Origin of the sequence: Pseudomonas sp. PGPPP1, from assembly GCF_002255865.1 — a bacterium.
Classification (GTDB): Bacteria; Pseudomonadota; Gammaproteobacteria; order Pseudomonadales; family Pseudomonadaceae; genus Aquipseudomonas; species Aquipseudomonas cremoris.
Genome location: NZ_NKIG01000033.1, coordinates 1 through 15,559, shown reverse-complemented (window position 1 = coordinate 15,559; position 15,559 = coordinate 1). Strand labels below are relative to the sequence as shown.

At 61.1% G+C, this 15,559-nt stretch carries 15 protein-coding genes; 6 read left to right on the top strand and 9 right to left on the bottom strand.

Going from position 1 to position 15,559, the window contains the following annotated elements; all coding sequences use genetic code 11:
- Positions 1 to 148: 148 nt before the first annotated feature.
- Positions 149 to 1,378, top strand: coding sequence for a hypothetical protein (locus CFE47_RS26545; RefSeq protein ID WP_286841596.1), 1,230 nt, complete (start codon positions 149 to 151; stop codon positions 1,376 to 1,378).
- Between the two features lie 70 nt (positions 1,379 to 1,448).
- On the opposite strand, the gene dsbG is transcribed toward CFE47_RS26545, so the two are convergent.
- Genes dsbG through dsbD form a run of 3 tightly spaced genes read right to left on the bottom strand, consistent with a single transcriptional unit; the run spans position 1,449 to position 4,758 of the window.
- Positions 1,449 to 2,210 carry a thiol:disulfide interchange protein DsbG gene (gene dsbG, locus CFE47_RS26540; protein WP_286841594.1) on the bottom strand — a complete coding sequence of 254 codons (762 nt, stop codon included), beginning with the start codon at positions 2,208 to 2,210 and terminating at the stop codon, positions 1,449 to 1,451.
- Positions 2,186 to 3,031, bottom strand: a complete 846-nt coding sequence (locus CFE47_RS26535; protein ID WP_286841592.1) for a TlpA disulfide reductase family protein — start codon at positions 3,029 to 3,031, stop codon at positions 2,186 to 2,188. The genes dsbG and CFE47_RS26535 overlap by 25 nt, the downstream gene beginning before the upstream one ends.
- The gene (dsbD, locus tag CFE47_RS26530; RefSeq protein ID WP_286841590.1) at positions 3,031 to 4,758 is read right to left on the bottom strand and encodes a protein-disulfide reductase DsbD; all 1,728 of its coding nucleotides are present in this window, start codon (positions 4,756 to 4,758) and stop codon (positions 3,031 to 3,033) included. Before dsbD ends, CFE47_RS26535 begins: the two co-directional genes overlap by 1 nt.
- A gap of 162 nt (positions 4,759 to 4,920) precedes the next feature.
- Between dsbD and CFE47_RS26525 the strand changes: the two genes are divergently transcribed.
- The 5 genes from CFE47_RS26525 to CFE47_RS26505 all read left to right on the top strand — a co-directional run bounded on the left by CFE47_RS26525 (position 4,921) and on the right by CFE47_RS26505 (position 9,600).
- The gene (locus CFE47_RS26525) at positions 4,921 to 5,601 is read left to right on the top strand and encodes a response regulator (protein WP_185703736.1); all 681 of its coding nucleotides are present in this window, start codon (positions 4,921 to 4,923) and stop codon (positions 5,599 to 5,601) included.
- A complete protein-coding gene (locus tag CFE47_RS26520) occupies positions 5,598 to 6,920 on the top strand; it encodes an ATP-binding protein (protein ID WP_185703738.1) in 1,323 nt (440 codons plus the stop codon). The genes CFE47_RS26525 and CFE47_RS26520 overlap by 4 nt, the downstream gene beginning before the upstream one ends.
- Positions 6,921 to 7,044: 124 nt before the next feature.
- Positions 7,045 to 7,812 carry an N-acetylmuramoyl-L-alanine amidase gene (locus CFE47_RS26515; protein WP_286841588.1) on the top strand — a complete coding sequence of 256 codons (768 nt, stop codon included), beginning with the start codon at positions 7,045 to 7,047 and terminating at the stop codon, positions 7,810 to 7,812.
- Positions 7,813 to 7,901: 89 nt separating this feature from the next.
- Entirely contained in the window at positions 7,902 to 9,296 is a 1,395-nt protein-coding gene (locus tag CFE47_RS26510) for an aspartate aminotransferase family protein (RefSeq protein ID WP_286841586.1), read from the top strand.
- Positions 9,297 to 9,378: 82 nt separating this feature from the next.
- Positions 9,379 to 9,600, top strand: coding sequence for an MbtH family protein (locus CFE47_RS26505; protein WP_058424653.1), 222 nt, complete (start codon positions 9,379 to 9,381; stop codon positions 9,598 to 9,600).
- Between the two features lie 100 nt (positions 9,601 to 9,700).
- On the opposite strand, the gene CFE47_RS26500 is transcribed toward CFE47_RS26505, so the two are convergent.
- The 6 genes from CFE47_RS26500 to minD all read right to left on the bottom strand — a co-directional run bounded on the left by CFE47_RS26500 (position 9,701) and on the right by minD (position 15,557).
- The gene (locus CFE47_RS26500; protein WP_286841585.1) at positions 9,701 to 11,869 is read right to left on the bottom strand and encodes a mechanosensitive ion channel family protein; all 2,169 of its coding nucleotides are present in this window, start codon (positions 11,867 to 11,869) and stop codon (positions 9,701 to 9,703) included.
- Positions 11,870 to 11,921: 52 nt separating this feature from the next.
- A complete protein-coding gene (locus CFE47_RS26495) occupies positions 11,922 to 12,098 on the bottom strand; it encodes a hypothetical protein (RefSeq protein WP_178119653.1) in 177 nt (58 codons plus the stop codon).
- A gap of 209 nt (positions 12,099 to 12,307) precedes the next feature.
- The gene (locus CFE47_RS26490) at positions 12,308 to 13,597 is read right to left on the bottom strand and encodes a M18 family aminopeptidase (RefSeq protein ID WP_105694917.1); all 1,290 of its coding nucleotides are present in this window, start codon (positions 13,595 to 13,597) and stop codon (positions 12,308 to 12,310) included.
- Between the two features lie 196 nt (positions 13,598 to 13,793).
- A complete protein-coding gene (locus CFE47_RS26485) occupies positions 13,794 to 14,429 on the bottom strand; it encodes an RluA family pseudouridine synthase (RefSeq protein WP_159962013.1) in 636 nt (211 codons plus the stop codon).
- Between the two features lie 96 nt (positions 14,430 to 14,525).
- The gene (minE, locus tag CFE47_RS26480) at positions 14,526 to 14,780 is read right to left on the bottom strand and encodes a cell division topological specificity factor MinE (protein WP_010208824.1); all 255 of its coding nucleotides are present in this window, start codon (positions 14,778 to 14,780) and stop codon (positions 14,526 to 14,528) included.
- A 3-nt stretch (positions 14,781 to 14,783) separates the two neighbouring features.
- On the bottom strand, positions 14,784 to 15,557 hold the full coding sequence (minD, locus tag CFE47_RS26475; RefSeq protein WP_286841581.1) for a septum site-determining protein MinD: 774 nt from the start codon (positions 15,555 to 15,557) through the stop codon (positions 14,784 to 14,786).
- Positions 15,558 to 15,559: the final 2 nt, after the last annotated feature.

Genomic DNA, 15,559 nt, shown 5'->3' with positions numbered 1-15,559 from the left:
CTACTCACGGACGAAGGAACCGTTGATCAGAATGCAGTGACTCTCATGGACGCACTGTGAGATCTGACAGTATCTAAATGATTTAGGCGTGGTGTTGAATACAGGTAGCCACGCACGTGAGTGGCTGCTCAACAGAGGAGTTACATTCATGAGCACGACCGCGTCTAAACCAAGAACGTACGAACCGATTGCTCCGCAATATCAGTATGCTGACCAAAATAACAACATAGATCCGATGGCTATAAGATATGGGGGAAAAGCCATCATCGCTCCCGGTAGAATGGAAGTTGGAACTCCTATTACGTTGTATATATCGCGCGTCGATGATGTCGAAAACCCCGTTGTATCCTTTACCGGTGTCGCCAATGGTGATCGCGATACTGAAATTAATATTGACGCTGAATGGTTTGCGCTTTTTATAGGACGAACATTCTCCAGTAGGTATTCCGCTGTGGTCGACGGGGAGGGTGTCACATCTGCTGTCGCTGAGCTGACTGTTCGTCACTTCAAACCTGAGGATTTACCTGCTGCAAAGTTTCAGGATGTGACGCAAGAACACGGGGGGCGATGGTTGGATATGCGTAAATTCGGTGGCAGCGCCGTGATTAATTTGTGCCGTTATCCATTGATCCATGAAGGGCAGGGATTGTGGGTTCTCGCCATGAGCAATCCGGCAGACAGTGATCCGTCGTGTTTCTGGGTTCGCAATGGAGATAAAGTGACCGAAGAGGAGGCCAAGGCGACACACATCGTCATGCATCTTTCTCGGGATGCACTGAATGAGTTTGATGACTATGGTTCGGTGACGTTGAGCACCGCTGTAACCTTCAGTCATGAAGAGGGTGAGCCTCCCACCGACCCAGAGTTGTCGCTGTTGCCGGCGAATGCGATTGAATTACCTGCTTCTTCGGAAAATTTGCGTAAAGGCGACCCTGAAGAGCCGCCTTTTGAAGAGTTTTCGGACTTTGAGAACGGTTGGGGTGGTTGGGAAATTACGCCTGGCACTGATCCCAGGGACCTGAAGATCGTGCAAGACAGTGCTGGCATCTGGTATGTGTTGAACTATACGTATACCAACAAATCAAATGGGATCGTATTGTCAAAAGGTTATAGCCCACTTGAAGTCGGCAGGAAGTATGAATTCAGCGGGGATTTTATGCGCATTGGAAGCGTGCATTCCGTCCCCCGCCTCTCCGTCACAGTGAACGGTGAACCTCTCATACCGCCGACAGATATTTCCAACACCACGCAATGGCGTAGCTTGAAGGGGGAGTTCACGGCCAAGGCGACATTTGGAGTGGTGGAGATCGTAAGCCATGTCGCATCTGGGGCTGGAAACGACTACGGAATGAAAGGTTTCAAGCTGAAGGTCGTTTAGCGCCAGAGGTATTTACCTCGTACGCAAAGCCCGCAAATCGCGGGCATTGCCAACGCCGGGTGTGTGGCATTTATTTTGGCCCAAGTATCTTCACCAACTTCTCCGGCGAAGGCGCCCCTTGCTGTTGCTGCAACCCACCCTTGTCATCCAGATAGAAAATCGCCGGCGTCGCCGACAACTCCAATTCATCCATCAACTTCATGTTGGCATCGAGCTTGGCCTCGATATCCGCCGGGATCTTGGCCAGTGCCTGCAACTTGCTGCCTTTACCGGCGGCCTCATGTTCTTCAAGTGCTTTTTGCGGGTCTTTGGCGGCGAACAGTGCGGCGGATTTGCCCGGGCTGTCTTCGCGGATGATGCCGACCATGATGTGGCGCAACTGCACCTTGCCAGCCTTCACCCATGGGCGGGCCTGTTCCCAGAACATGTTGCAGTACGGGCAGTTGGGGTCGCTGAACAGGTAGACGATGCGTGGCGCCTTGACGTCGCCGTCCTGGATCCAGCTGCTTTTTTCCATCTTGGCCCAGACTTCCTTGGCCATCGGCGCGTACACCAGTTTTTCCAGGGGCGCGCTGCTCAGGTCATTGCCCTGGGCGTCGTACAGGTTGCCGGCGATTACGCTGTTGCCGTCAGCGGTCAGGTAGAGCGCCATGCCGCGGTTCTGGTATTGCGCGGCGTAGCCGGTGAGGCCGCTCGGGGCGTCGAACTTGCCGAGGATCTTGGCGCCCTTGGCTTCGATCTGTTTGATCGGTGCCGGCCAGTCTTCGGCCTGGGCCAGGGTAGCCGCCAGTGTCAGGGGCAGCAGGGTCAGCAGGTGGCGGAGGCTTGGCATGTGGGTTTCCTTATTGTGGCGGTGTCGAAGGGTTCCATGGCGCGGGCCAGGCTGGCTTGGGACAACTCGCCCAGGTGGCTGTTGATCAGGCGCCCATCGGCTTGGTAGAACAGGGTAGTAGGCAATGCCATGGAGCCGACGGCCTGGCCGAGGCGGCCGCTGGCGTCGAACAGCACGTTGTCCAGCGTCAGGCCCTGAGTTGCCAGGAAGGTACTGACGCTTTGCATGCTTTCGGCCTGGTTGACGAACAGGAAGGTCACGTCAGGCCGTTGGTGTTGGGCGCGCTCGAGCACCGGCATCTCGCGCCGGCACGGTGGGCACCAGGTCGCCCATAGGTTGATCACCAGCGGGCCGCCCTTGTAGTCGGCCAGTTGCACCACGTCGCCATTGGCGTTGCGCAGGGTGATATCCGGCAGTTGCGAGCCCTTGTCATACAGGTTCAACGCCAGGCTGGTCATGCCCCAGAACACCAGGCCTGTGACCACCCCGGCGCTTAGCGGTTTGCGCAAGGCCGGGCGGCGCCAGCCGTAGACCAGCGCGCCGAGGATCAGCACGATCACGCCGGGCCACGCGAGAAAACCACCGTCGCGCAGATCGACCATCTGCACCCAGTCGTTGCGGTAGTCGCTCCAGTACATCAGCACAAAGCTGATGCGCGCGGCCAGCATGCCCAGCAGGAACAGACTGAACAGCACCGATTCCGGGTTCTCACCACCGCGCTTGGCCACGCGCCAGCCCACCAGGGTGGCGAGAATCAGCGCGCTGATCAGCAGGATGTGATTCAGGGCGATGGCGAAGGTACCGATGGTCAGGGTCAGCATCAGGGCGCGTCTCGGGTTTGCGTCCAGCGTTGCAGGAAGGCGGCGGCATCCACTTCGCCGGTGATGCGGTGGGCACGGCGTTCTTCACCGTCCGGGCCGATCCACACAAAGCTCGGTGGCCCTGGCACCTTGTAGCGGCCGAGCAGCTCGCGGCTGGCGGCGTTGTCGGCGGTGACGTCCAGGCGTAGCAGGCGCACGTCTTTCAGCGCGTCCATCACTTGGGGTTGGCCGAACACTTGTTTTTCCATGATCTTGCACGACACGCACCAGTCGGCGTAGTAGTCCACCAGTACCCATTGGCCCTGGGCCTTGGCGCTGTCGAGCTGGTTTTGCAGCACGGCCGGGTCGTTGATGGTCATGAAGGCGTCGTGGGCGCTGGGTGCGTTAGCAGTACGCGAGCCGCTGTAGACCTTCAGCGGCTGCCACAGGTCGTCGCTGCCCCCCGCTGCGCCCACCACCAGCACCGCGCCCCACAGGCCCAGCAGCAAGGAGCCAGCGCCAAATACCTTGGCGGCCAGGCCGTATTCGCGGGCAAGCGTCCAGCCGCAGTACGCCATGACCAATGCCAGCGCCCCCCACAGGCCGATCCACAGGCTGGCATCGACCACCGGACGAATCATCAGCACAGCGGTGCCCAGGAACAGGAAGCCGAAGACGCCCTTGAGCACGTTCATCCAGGTGCCCGGTTTAGGCAGGAAGCGGTTGCCCACGGTCACCAGCAGCAACAACGGAATGCCGATGCCGATGCCCATGGCGAACAGGATCAGGCCACCATGCAGCGCATTGCCGCTTTGGGCGATATACAGCAGGGCGCCGGCCAACGGCGCAGTCATGCACGGGCCTACCAGCAGGCCCGACAGCGCGCCAAGAACCCCGGCGCCTACCAGGCTGCCGCCGCTTTGCTGGCGGCTGGCGTTGTCCAGGCGATCGCGCAGGAAGGCGGGCAGTTGCAGTTCAAAGAAGCCGAACATCGGCAGGGCGAGGATCACGAACAGAGCGGCGAAGCTGCCAAGAATCCACGGGGTTTGCAGCAGCGCAGCCAGGTTACTGCCGGCCAGAGCGGCCAATACGCCCAGCGCCGCATACACCAACGCCATGCACACCACGTAGCTGCTGGCCAAGGCGAAGCCACGACGCGGGCTGGCGCCACTGCCAACGACCAGGCCAGCGAGGATCGGCAACATCGGCAACGAACACGGCGCAAATGCCAGCAACAGGCCCAGGCCGAAGAACACCAGCAGGCTCCAACCCAGGCTGCGCTGTTGCAGGCCGCTGGCCAGGCTTTGGTCCTGGGCTTGTGCGGTGGCCGCTACCGCCGGATTGCCGCCCAGGTCCACGGTGATCGATTGCGGCGGGTAGCACAGGCCAGCATCGGCGCAGCCCTGCCAGCCCAGCTTGACCTGGCCAGTGACGCCGGCCGGGATCTTCACTTCCAGGCCCTGGCGGTACACTTGCTGCTCGCCGAAGAACTCGTCGCTATGGGCTTCGCCCTGGGGCAGCGTCGGTTTTTCGGCCAGCCCGTCGAATTTCATGCGTTGCTGGTACAGGTAATAACCGTCGGCAATCTGCCAATACAGCTGGGTCTCGCCGCTTTCCAGGCGCTCGGAGGTAAAGGTGAAGGCCTTGCCCACCGGGAGGAAATCGGGTTTGGTTTCAAAGGGATTGCCCGGTGACGCTTGGGCGAATCCCGCGAACAATACCAGCAGAAAGGTAAACAGATGCCGCATGGTCAAGCCTTAGTTCGATGCAAGTTAGGCACACAATGTGTGGCGTTGATTAACCGATGATTAACCGGGGCTATTCTAGAGTGAGTGCGCACCGTTTAGCGGCATAATCTGCGCTTAATCCGTTGCCCTTTTAATTCCCCCATCTTTCATGAAGGGTTCAGCATGCACGTACTGGTCTGTGAAGACGACGAACTGATCGCCAGCGGCATCGTGGCCGGCCTCACCGCCCAGGGTTTTACCGTGGAGCGTGTGGGCTCGGCGTCGGCTGCGCGCGCGATGCTCAAGGCCGCGACGTTCGACATCATGGTGCTCGACCTCGGCCTGCCCGATGAAGACGGCCTGAAGTTGCTGCAGCAACAGCGCAGCCAGGGCCTGGAGATTCCGGTGCTGATCCTCACCGCGCGGGATTCGGTGACCAACCGTGTCGATGGCCTGCAAGCCGGCGCCGATGACTACCTGCTCAAACCCTTCGACCTGCGCGAACTTGCCGCACGCCTGCAAACCCTGCTGCGGCGGGTGGCGGGGCGTAGCGTCAACCTGATCGAGCACGGGCGCCTGGCCTATGACCCGAGCAGTCGCGAGACCTTCCTGGGTGGCGAGCCGGTGGACCTGTCCCGCCGTGAACAGGCGTTGTTGCAGGCGCTGCTGCATAACAAGGGCCGCGTGCTGTCCAGCGAGCAGCTCAAGGACAGCGTCTATGGCTTCAATGACGAGCTGGAAAGCAACGCCCTCAACGTGCACATTCACCACCTGCGGCGCAAATTGGGCAATGGCATCGTCGAGACCGTGCGCGGCTTGGGCTACCGGCTGGGCCCGGCGGATGGTGGAGAGCACTCTTCGTGAAAAGCCTGCGCCTGCGGCTGACGTTCAAATTGGGCGCCGCATTTGTATTGATCTGGGCCCTGGCAGCGGCCTGGATGCTCAACGACCTGCGCAACCAGATGATGTTTTCCCTCGACCAGCGCCTGGTGGCTTCCGCGCGAATGGTCGCGGGGCTGACCGAGCAAATGCCGGGGCTGGCCAGTGTGAGTGGCGGGGCGCATTTCAGCGCTGAACAACTGCATGTGCCCGGCGGCATGGCCTGCCAGGTCAGTTCGTTGCGCGGGGAAATCCTCGCACGCAGCCATACCACCCCGGAGGAAGGCCTGGAGTCGCGCAAAAGCGGCTTTCGTGACCAGGTGATCGACGGTGTGGGGTGGCGCAGTTTCACCCTGTCCCGGGGCGACTTGTTGATCACCACCGCCGACCGCCAGGTCGAGCGTGAAGCGCTCAACCTGTCGATCTTGCTGGCGGCCTCTGTGCCAGTGGGTGTGGCGATGCTGGGCTGCTTGTGCCTGCTGTGGTTGGGCATCGGCCAAAGCCTGTTGCCGCTCAACCGCATGCGCGATGCACTGATGCGCCGCAGCGCCGACTCCCTCGAACCCCTGCAGATTCACCCGTTGCCCAGCGAACTCAAACCGTTGCTGGACACCCAGAACCAACTGCTGCAACGCATCGCCAAGACCATCGAGCGTGAGCGCCGCCTGACCGGTGACGCCGCCCATGAACTGCGCAGCCCGTTGACGGCGATCAAGACCCACCTGCAAGTGGCCCGCATGACCGAAGGCGCCGCGCGCGACCAATCCCTGGCCCACGCCGAAGAAGGCGCCGACCGCCTGCACCGCACCCTGGAGCAATTGCTGCTGCTGGCGCGGGTCGAGGGCAGCCTGTCGTTTGACGATGGCCTGCAGTCCAGCGCGGAGGACGTCGCACGGCTGGCCATCGAAGACGCCAATGCGGGCGACAATCAGCGCATCGACCTGATCTTGCCGGACAACCTCACTGACGCCCCGGTGGAAATGCCAGTAGGCCTGGCGGTTGCGGCCCTGCGTAACCTGTTGGACAACGCCTTGCGCCACACTCCGGCGGACACCCGCGTAGAACTCAACGTGTTCACCGCTGGCGATCAGGTGGTGTTCCGCGTGCGTGACCATGGCAAGCAAATTTCTGCCGAAGACCTGCAATACCTGACCCAACGCTTCTGGCGCAATGGCAGCAGCGAAGGCTGCGGCCTGGGGCTGGCAATTGTGCAGGCGATTGTGCAGCGCTGTTCTTGCTCGCTGAAGTTCGACAGCCGGCCCGACGGCTTGCGCGTTGACCTGGGTATGCCGTTGCGGCGCTGACTGCCGTTCTCTCAAGTGCCAAATAGTTACCGCCTTCCTGAGGTTCAAGCCTTCAGGATGGCGGTAATTTTTTTGCGCTTGAACGGGCCGAAAGACTCGGCCTGTATTGAAAAGGACGGTTCTAATGTTGGTTATCGACACCAGTTTTCCTGCCCAAGGCTTCAACGAACGTAACGGTGAGCCGGTGCGGCAGGTGATCCTGCATTACACGGCAGCAGCCTTTGCGTCATCCCTGCGTACCCTGACCCAAGACGGGGTCAGTGCGCACTATCTACTACCCGACCCAAATGAGCCCAGTTACCGAGCCGCTGGCTACGATGAGCTGCGGGCTTTTTGCCTGGTAAGCGAGGACAAGCGCGCCTGGCATGCCGGGGTCAGTCATTGGGGCGGTCGCGATAACCTCAACAGCCGCTCGATTGGCATCGAGATCGTCAACCTGGCGCGCGATGACGGCGGTGTGTTCACCTTCCCGGCGTATACCGAAGCGCAGATCGAGGTGCTGATCTTGCTGCTTCGCGACCTGCTTGGGCGATATCCGCAGATCGGGCCGACCGACATCCTCGGGCATTCGGATGTGGCGTACTGGCGCAAGAGCGACCCGGGCCCCCGGCTGCCATGGCAGTGCCTGCACGAGGCGGGTGTAGGCGCTTGGTATGACGAGCCGACGCGGGCGATGTACCAGCGCAGGTTTTGCATGGGGCTGCCGCCGGAGGTGGAGGTGGAGCGGGCATTTCAGCGCTATGGGTATAAGCCCGCGCAGAATCGCCAGGCGTTTGAGCACAGGACGCGGGCGTTTCAGATGCACTATCGTCCACGGGATTATTGCGGGTTTCTGGATGCAGAGACGTGCGCGACTCTTTATGCCTTGAATGAAAAGTACCTTGGATTGTGAAGCCTCATCCGTCAGTAAAAGATCAGGGTCCCTAAATCCTTTCCTTGCTGGTGCGTTTCCAGAACAGGAACCAGATGAGGGATCAAGTAATGTCCGTCGCTATCAGCCATATCGAAGAAGCCCCGCTTCAAGAAACGCTTTATCAGTTCGAAGAAACCCCACTGCTGGCACGCCAACGCCAGCAGGAGTCGAACGCCCGTAGCTACCCTCGGCGGATTCCCCTGGCGCTCAAGCGCGCCAAGGGGATTTACGTGGAAGACGTCGAGGGCCGCAGCTTTATCGATTGCCTGGCCGGCGCCGGCACCCTGGCGCTGGGGCATAACCACCCGGCAGTGATCGAAGCCATCCAGCAAGTGTTGAGCGACGAACTGCCTTTGCACACCCTGGACCTCACCACGCCGGTCAAGGACCAGTTCGTGCAGGACCTGTTCGGCCTGCTGCCGGCAGAGCTTGCACGGGAGGCAAAAATCCAGTTTTGTGGCCCGACCGGCACCGATGCGGTGGAAGCCGCGTTGAAACTGGTGCGCACCGCGACTGGGCGCAGCACCGTGTTGTCGTTCCAGGGCGGTTACCACGGCATGAGCCAGGGCGCCCTGAGCCTGATGGGCAGCCTGGGGCCGAAGAAACCCTTGGGCGCGTTGCTCAGCAATGGCGTGCAATTCCTGCCATTCCCTTATGACTATCGTTGCCCGTTCGGCCTGGGCGGCGTGGAAGGGGTGCGGGTCAACCTGCATTACCTGGAAAACCTGCTCAACGACCCGGAAGCCGGGGTGGCGTTGCCGGCAGCGGTGATTGTCGAAGTGGTGCAGGGCGAGGGCGGTGTGATTCCGGCCGATCTGGACTGGCTGCGTGGCCTGCGACGCATCACCGAACAGGCCGGCGTGGCGTTGATCGTCGACGAGATCCAGAGCGGCTTCGGCCGTACCGGCAAGATGTTTGCCTTTGAACACGCCGGCATCATCCCGGACGTGGTGGTGATGTCCAAGGCCATCGGCGGCAGCCTGCCGCTGGCGGTGGTGGTGTATCGCGACTGGCTCGATACCTGGTTGCCGGGTGCGCATGCCGGGACCTTCCGTGGCAATCAAATGGCGATGGCGGCAGGTTCGGCGGTGATGCGCTACCTCAAGGATCACGACTTGGCTGGCCACGCCGCCGCCATGGGCGAGCGCCTCGGTGAACACCTGCGCATCCTGCAGCGCGATTTCCCGCACCTGGGCGATATTCGCGGTCGCGGACTGATGCTGGGCGTCGAGTTGGTGGACCCGAACGGCACACCCGACATACAGGGCCATCCGCCCGTGCATCGCCAATTGGCGCCACGGGTGCAGCGCGAATGCCTCAAGCGCGGGCTGATCCTGGAGCTTGGCGGCCGGCACGGCAGCGTCGTGCGCTTCCTGCCGCCGCTGGTGATCACCGGCGCCGAAGTGGACCGCGTGGCCGAGATCTTCGGGCGCGCCCTGGCGGCAGCGGTGGCCAGCCTCTAATTTTTTGGCGGCTTGGCACGTTTCTACAGATATCAGTGCTGCGCGTGGTGCGCAGCCAGTCTTTCAGCGATGGAGAACAGCAATGACCTCAGTATTCGACCGCGACGACATCCTGTTTCAGGTAGTGGTCAACCATGAAGAGCAGTATTCCATCTGGCCCGACTACAAGGCCGTGCCGGAAGGCTGGCGCACCGTGGGCAAGAGCGGCCTGAAGAAGGAATGCCTGGCCTATATCGAAGAGGTGTGGACCGATATGCGGCCATTGAGCCTGCGCCAGAAGATGGACAGCGCCGCTATCGCTTAAACGATAAAATGTGGGAGCTGGCTTGCCTGCGATAGCGGTGGGTCAGCCGGCACATTTGGACCAGATACACCGTTATCGCAGGCAAGCCAGCTCCCACATTCTAAGTGGTTTTTTCTTTCTCCAAACCGCCCGATGCCCCTGTCACCACCTGCACACTCAAGCGTGGTGTCGCCAAATCCAACCCCGCCTCATCCAGATGCCGCTTCAACGACAGGTTGAACGCCCGCGACACTTCCCACTGCTTGATCGGCGCGGTCTTGAAGCGTGCCCGCAGGATCGCGCTGCCTGACTCGAAACTCTCCACCCCTTGAATCTCCAGCGGCGACCAGATGTTGCGGCGCTGCAGCGGGTCGTTGCGCATTTTGTGGCCGACATCACGCATCAGCTTGATGGCGTCGTCGATCTCCATGTTGTACGGGATTGCCACCCGGAAGATCGCGTAGCCGAACTCCCGCGAATAGTTCTTGATGCTCTTGATCTCGCTGAACGGAATGGTGTGCACGATGCCGTCGATGTCGCGCAGGCGCACGGTGCGGATGGTCAGGCCCTCGACGGTGCCGAGGTGGCCGCCCACATCCACGTAGTCATCGATGGCCAGGGAGTCTTCGATGATGATGAACAGGCCGGTGATCAAGTCTGCTACCAGTGATTGCGCACCAAAACCGATGGCCAGGCCGATGACACCGGCACCGGCCAGCAGGGGCGTGACGTTCATGCCCATGTTCGCCAGGGCCACGATGGCGGCAATGATGAAGATGGTCACGAACAGCACGTTGCGAATCAACGGCATCATGGTCTGGGCGCGGGCATTGGCCAGGCCTTTGCGCGAGCGTGTGAGCGCGTGGTGGATCGCCGTGTCGCTGAGAATCCAGATCAGCCAGGCAAACAGCAAGGTCCCGGCCAGGCCGAACAGCTTGACGCTGACTTCGTGGCCATCGCCCTCGGTAAACCGAATCAGTGACAAGCCCCACACCCGCAGGCCCAGTTCGATAAACACCAGCCACACCACGAGGTGCGCCAAGGTGTAGAAAAAGCTCTTCAACCGCTCGGAATACAGGGCGTGGCGCTTATGCCCGCGCTGCGGCTTGAGGGCGTGGCGGCGTACAAGGCCGTTGATCACCATGCACAGCACCAGCAGCACCGTGCACAACAGCGATTGGCGCAAGGCCGTGCTGGTATCGCCGGCGGACACGAAGGTGGCGAACAGCGAGATGCCGACCAGCAGCAACGCCGGGATGTACCAGAACGAGCCGATGATCTCGATGGTGTCGCTGAGGGCGCGACGCGTCAGGCGGCGCGACAGCGGCTGGTTGCGGATCAGGTGGGCGATGGGCCGGCGGAAACGCAGGATAAATACGCCTGTGGACAACGCGGCCATCACATTGGCGACAGTCGCGGCGGTGTGGGATAGATGCTGGCCCAACGCTTGCACCAGGCGGGGATCGCTCAATGCCTCCCCAAACGCGGCAAAGCTGCCGATCCACCACAGCGGGCGGAACGCCTGGTGCCGCAGGATATACAGCGCACGGTGGCGGTGCGGCCCGTCGAGAACGGAGAAGGCAATGACGCAGATCGCCGAGAAACACGTGCCGACCACCAGCGCGTAGGCCAGCACCATCGCCAGGGACTTACCCAGGGACGAAGGCAGCGCGTAGCTCAAGTAGACGGTGATCACCAAGGCGATCAGCCACGGCCCCAGTTTGCGCAGGGCGAAGCGCACCATGTCCCAGGTACGCGGGTGTTGCGGCAGTTCTTCGGGCAGGCCGAAACGTTCGCGTACGCGGTGGCTGAGCCAGATCAACGCGTACGCCAGCAGGCTCCATACCGCGAGGATCAACGCAAAACCGAAAATGATCGGCAGCCACTCGTTGGCCGGCAACATCAGGGCGCTGAGTTCTTCCTGGGCTTGGTCGATTTCATTGGACCAGCGCCCCAGCGGGCTGTCGGCACCGGAAAACTGTGCCTCCAGATTGGCCAGGGTGCCGCCGATCAAGCCGAGTACGCCTTCTTCGGTGGCCGGTTGGGCTTTTTGCGTGGCTTCACGGAGTTTTTTCAGGTCGCTCAGCAGTTGGGTGCGCTGCTGGTCGTTTTCCAGGGTCTTGATCACCTCGTCCAGCGACTGCCCCAGCGGTACGTCGGCTTGAGGCTGAGTCTTGGTGGCGTTGCCCAGCAGACCCGGCAGGCTCACGGCGTGGGCAGGCGCGAGCGGCAGCAACATGAGCAGGGCGATCAGCAGGGTGCAGGGCAGGGCAAAGAGACGGGAGAACACTAGGCGGTCAACCTTGAAAACGACGAGTTGACCGAGTGTACGAGGGCGTGGGTCATTCGGCCAGTTTGGCGAGGATTTTGTAGACCACGGTGCCCAGGATCAGCAGCATGCCGATCCACATGCCAAAGACGCCAACGGGCTTGTCGCGAAAGTTGAAGCCTACGGCCAGCAGGATCATGCCGATCAGGATAGGAATAAGCATGGCGTGGAAGGAGGACATGGAGATCATGGTGCGACGGCCTTGTCGGAGTGGGAATACTGACAAGTTTAGGTCGGATTGCGGGAAATGCAGGTGATGTAGATCAGGTGTACATAAAACTAAATGTGGGAGCGGGCTTGCTCGCGAATGCGGTGGATCAGTCAGCATACTCAGTGACTGACACTCCGCTTTCGCGAGCAACCCCGCTCCCACATTTTCGACCGCACTCAGCCCAGAAATCAGGGCAAATCGCGACTCGCGTAAAAAGCCCCCAACACCTTCACCAGATGCGCCAGGTCATGGCTGCCGCACAGCTCACGAATGGAATGCATGGCAAATGTCGGCAAACCGATATCCACGGTGCGCACGCCCAGGTGGCTGGCGGTGATCGGGCCGATGGTGGAACCACAGCCCATGTCGCTGCGCACCACGAAACTCTGCACCGGTACTTCTTCGGCCATGCACAAGTGACGGAAGAACCCGGCAGTTTCGCTGTTGGTGGCGTAGCGCTGGTTGCTGTTGACCTTGATCACCGGGCCGGCATTAAGCTTGGGGCCGTGGTTGGCGTCGTGTTTCTCGGCGTAGTTCGGGTGCACACCGTGGGCGTTGTCGGCAGACACCAGCAGGGATTTTTGAATGGTGCGTACGAATTCATCACCTTCCGGCAGCAGGCGGCGCAGGGTCTGTTCCAGCATCGGGCCATCGGCGCCGCAGGCGGAGCAGGAGCCGACTTCTTCGTGGTCGTTGCACACCAGCACGCAGGTTTCATCGGTGTCGCTGGTGAGCAGGGCTTGCAGGCCGGCGTAGCAGGACAGCAGGTTGTCCAGGCGCGCGCCGGCAATGAAGTCGCCATTCAGGCCAATCACCGCAGCGCTTTGGGTGTCGTAGAAGCTCAGCTCGTAGTCGAGCACCACATCGGCGTTCAGCCCATGTTCGCGTGCCAGCTGCTCGGTGAGCACCGCGCGGAAGTCTACGCGCTCGTCGCCGGCGAACTGCGCGAGGATCGGCGGCAGCTCGGTCTGTGCATTGATCGCCCAGCCCTGGTTGGCTTCACGGTTCAGGTGAATGGCCAGGTTGGGGATGATGGCGATGGGCAGCTTGAAGTCGATCAGCTGGCTTTCGACCTTGCCATCGCGGCGGAAGGTCACGCGGCCGGCCAGGGACAGGTCACGGTCGAACCACGGTGCCAGCAGCGCGCCGCCATAGACTTCAACGCCCAACTGCCAGAAACCCTGGCGTTGCAGCTCAGGCTGGGGCTTGACCCGCAGGCACGGGCTGTCGGTGTGGGCGCCGACCAGTCGAATGCCGCCCTGCAGCGGCGAATGGCGGCCGAGCTTGAAGGCGATGATCGAGGAGTCGTTGCGGGTCACGTAATAGCGACCGTTGGCTTCGGTGGTCCAGGTATCGCGCTCGTCGAGGCGCTGGTAACCGGCCGCTTCCAGGCGCTGGGCGAGGGCAGCAGTGGCATGAAAAGGAGTAGGGGAGGCCTTGAGGAAGTCGATCAGGCCTTGATTCAACGCTTCGCGCATAAATAGCTCCAGACAGCAATGCGCGGAGTTTACCGTATTGGCTCGGAATTTGGCGTGAAGCTGCTGTCTTGAACCCAACACAAAACTACTGTGGGAGCTGGCTTGCCTGCGATAGCGGAGTGTCAGTTCCACATTTTTTTGTAGAAAGACCGCTATCGCAGGCAAGCCAGCTCCCACATTGAACGCATTTGCAGCATTAGAACGGAGCAGGGCACTCGAAGCGCAAACGCTCGCCGCTTTGCGGGTGCGTGAAGCTGAGCATGCTCGCGTGCAGGCAAAGGCGCGGCCAGGCCGCCAGGGCTTGTTCGTGGGCATACAGGCCATCACCCAGCAGCGGGTGGCCGATGGAAAGCATGTGCACGCGCAGTTGGTGCGAACGCCCGGTAATCGGCGTCAGCTCCACACGGCACCAGTCGCCACAGCGCTCCAGCACCTTCCAGAAAGTCAGCGCGTGCTTGCCGAACTCGTAATCCACCACATGACGCGGCTTGGTCGGCGGGTCGTAGCGCAAGGGCAGGTCGATGCTGCCGCTGTCCAGTTCCGGTTGGCCCCAGGCCAGGGCGGTGTAGGCTTTTTCGGTTTCACGGTCGTGAAACTGGCGGGACAGTTCGCGGTGGCTATCGGCGTCCCGGGCCAACAGGATGATCCCTGAGGTTTCCCAGTCCAGGCGATGGACGATGCGGGCTTCGGGGTAGCCGTTTTCCTGCAGGCGGGTGATCAGGCAGTCCTTGTTGTCGTCGGCGCGGCCAGGCACCGAGAGCAGCAGGGTCGGCTTGTTCACCACCAGGACAGCGTCGTCCTGATGCAGGATATGGATATTGGACAGCGGCATTAAACAGCCTCGTAACAAACGCCAACGGCGGCTCGCCCACCTGGCTCCCGAAAAGGGATCAAGGTGTGCGAGCCGCCGTGGCGGCCGCCTGTTCGATCAACGATCAGGCAGGGTGATATTGAGTTCCAGAATCGAGCAGCTGCCGTCGTTTTCCAGGGCGACATGTACATCGTCGTTCCCGATGTTGACGTACTTGCGGATCACCTCGACCAGTTCCTTCTGCAAGGCTGGCAGGTAGTCCGGCGTGCTGCGTTGGCCGCGTTCGTGCGCCACGATGATCTGTAGACGCTCTTTCGCTACCGACGCGGTCGTAGGCTTTTTGTTGGCGCGAAAGAAGTCGAGAAATTTCATTGTTTAGTTGCCTCCAAAGATACGCTCGAAGAATCCCTTCTTCTTTACATCGAGGAAGCGATGTTCCACGGTCTTGCCCAGCAGGCGATCAACTGCATCGCTGTACGCCTGGCCGGCGTCGCTCTGGTCATCGAGGATGACCGGAACGCCTTGGTTGGAGGCCTTCAGGACTGCCTGGGATTCTGGAATCACGCCCAGCAGGGTCACTGCGAGGATTTCCTTCACGTCTTCAACGCCGAGCATTTCGCCATTGCTGACGCGCTCAGGGTTGTAGCGGGTGAGCAGCAAGTGCTCCTTGATCGGGTCCTGGCCTTCTTCGGCGCGCTTGGATTTGCTGGCCAGCAGGCCCAGCATGCGGTCCGAGTCACGTACCGAGGACACTTCCGGGTTCGTGACCACGATGGCTTCGTCGGCGAAGTACATCGCCAAGTGAGCACCGGTTTCGATACCGGCCGGGGAGTCGCACACCACGTATTCGAAGGTTTCTTTCAGCTCTGCCAGGACTTTGCCTACGCCTTCCTTGGTCAGTGCGTCTTTGTCGCGGGTCTGGCTGGCAGCCAGCACGTACAGGTTCTCAAGGCGCTTGTCCTTGATCAGGGCCTGTTGCAGGTTGGCTTCGCCGTTCACCACGTTGACGAAGTCGTACACCACGCGGCGTTCGCAGCCCATGATCAGGTCGAGGTTACGCAAACCGACGTCGAAGTCGACGATGACTGTCTTGTGGCCGCGCAGAGCGAGGCCGGTACCGATAGCGGCGCTGGTGGTGGTCTTACCCACAC

What these genes read in the sequence shown, in the direction of transcription:
- CFE47_RS26485 (WP_159962013.1), bottom strand. Translation starts at nt 14,429, where the DNA reads ATGCCGCTGTCCAATATCCATATCCTGCATCAGGACGACGCTGTCCTG.
- CFE47_RS26525 (WP_185703736.1), top strand. Translation starts at nt 4,921, where the DNA reads ATGCACGTACTGGTCTGTGAAGACGACGAACTGATCGCCAGCGGCATC.
- CFE47_RS26535 (WP_286841592.1), bottom strand. Translation starts at nt 3,031, where the DNA reads ATGCTGACCCTGACCATCGGTACCTTCGCCATCGCCCTGAATCACATC.
- minE (WP_010208824.1), bottom strand. Translation starts at nt 14,780, where the DNA reads ATGAAATTTCTCGACTTCTTTCGCGCCAACAAAAAGCCTACGACCGCG.
- CFE47_RS26505 (WP_058424653.1), top strand. Translation starts at nt 9,379, where the DNA reads ATGACCTCAGTATTCGACCGCGACGACATCCTGTTTCAGGTAGTGGTC.
- dsbD (WP_286841590.1), bottom strand. Translation starts at nt 4,758, where the DNA reads ATGCGGCATCTGTTTACCTTTCTGCTGGTATTGTTCGCGGGATTCGCC.
- CFE47_RS26545 (WP_286841596.1), top strand. Translation starts at nt 149, where the DNA reads ATGAGCACGACCGCGTCTAAACCAAGAACGTACGAACCGATTGCTCCG.
- CFE47_RS26515 (WP_286841588.1), top strand. Translation starts at nt 7,045, where the DNA reads ATGTTGGTTATCGACACCAGTTTTCCTGCCCAAGGCTTCAACGAACGT.
- CFE47_RS26490 (WP_105694917.1), bottom strand. Translation starts at nt 13,597, where the DNA reads ATGCGCGAAGCGTTGAATCAAGGCCTGATCGACTTCCTCAAGGCCTCC.
- CFE47_RS26495 (WP_178119653.1), bottom strand. Translation starts at nt 12,098, where the DNA reads ATGATCTCCATGTCCTCCTTCCACGCCATGCTTATTCCTATCCTGATC.
- CFE47_RS26510 (WP_286841586.1), top strand. Translation starts at nt 7,902, where the DNA reads ATGTCCGTCGCTATCAGCCATATCGAAGAAGCCCCGCTTCAAGAAACG.
- dsbG (WP_286841594.1), bottom strand. Translation starts at nt 2,210, where the DNA reads ATGCCAAGCCTCCGCCACCTGCTGACCCTGCTGCCCCTGACACTGGCG.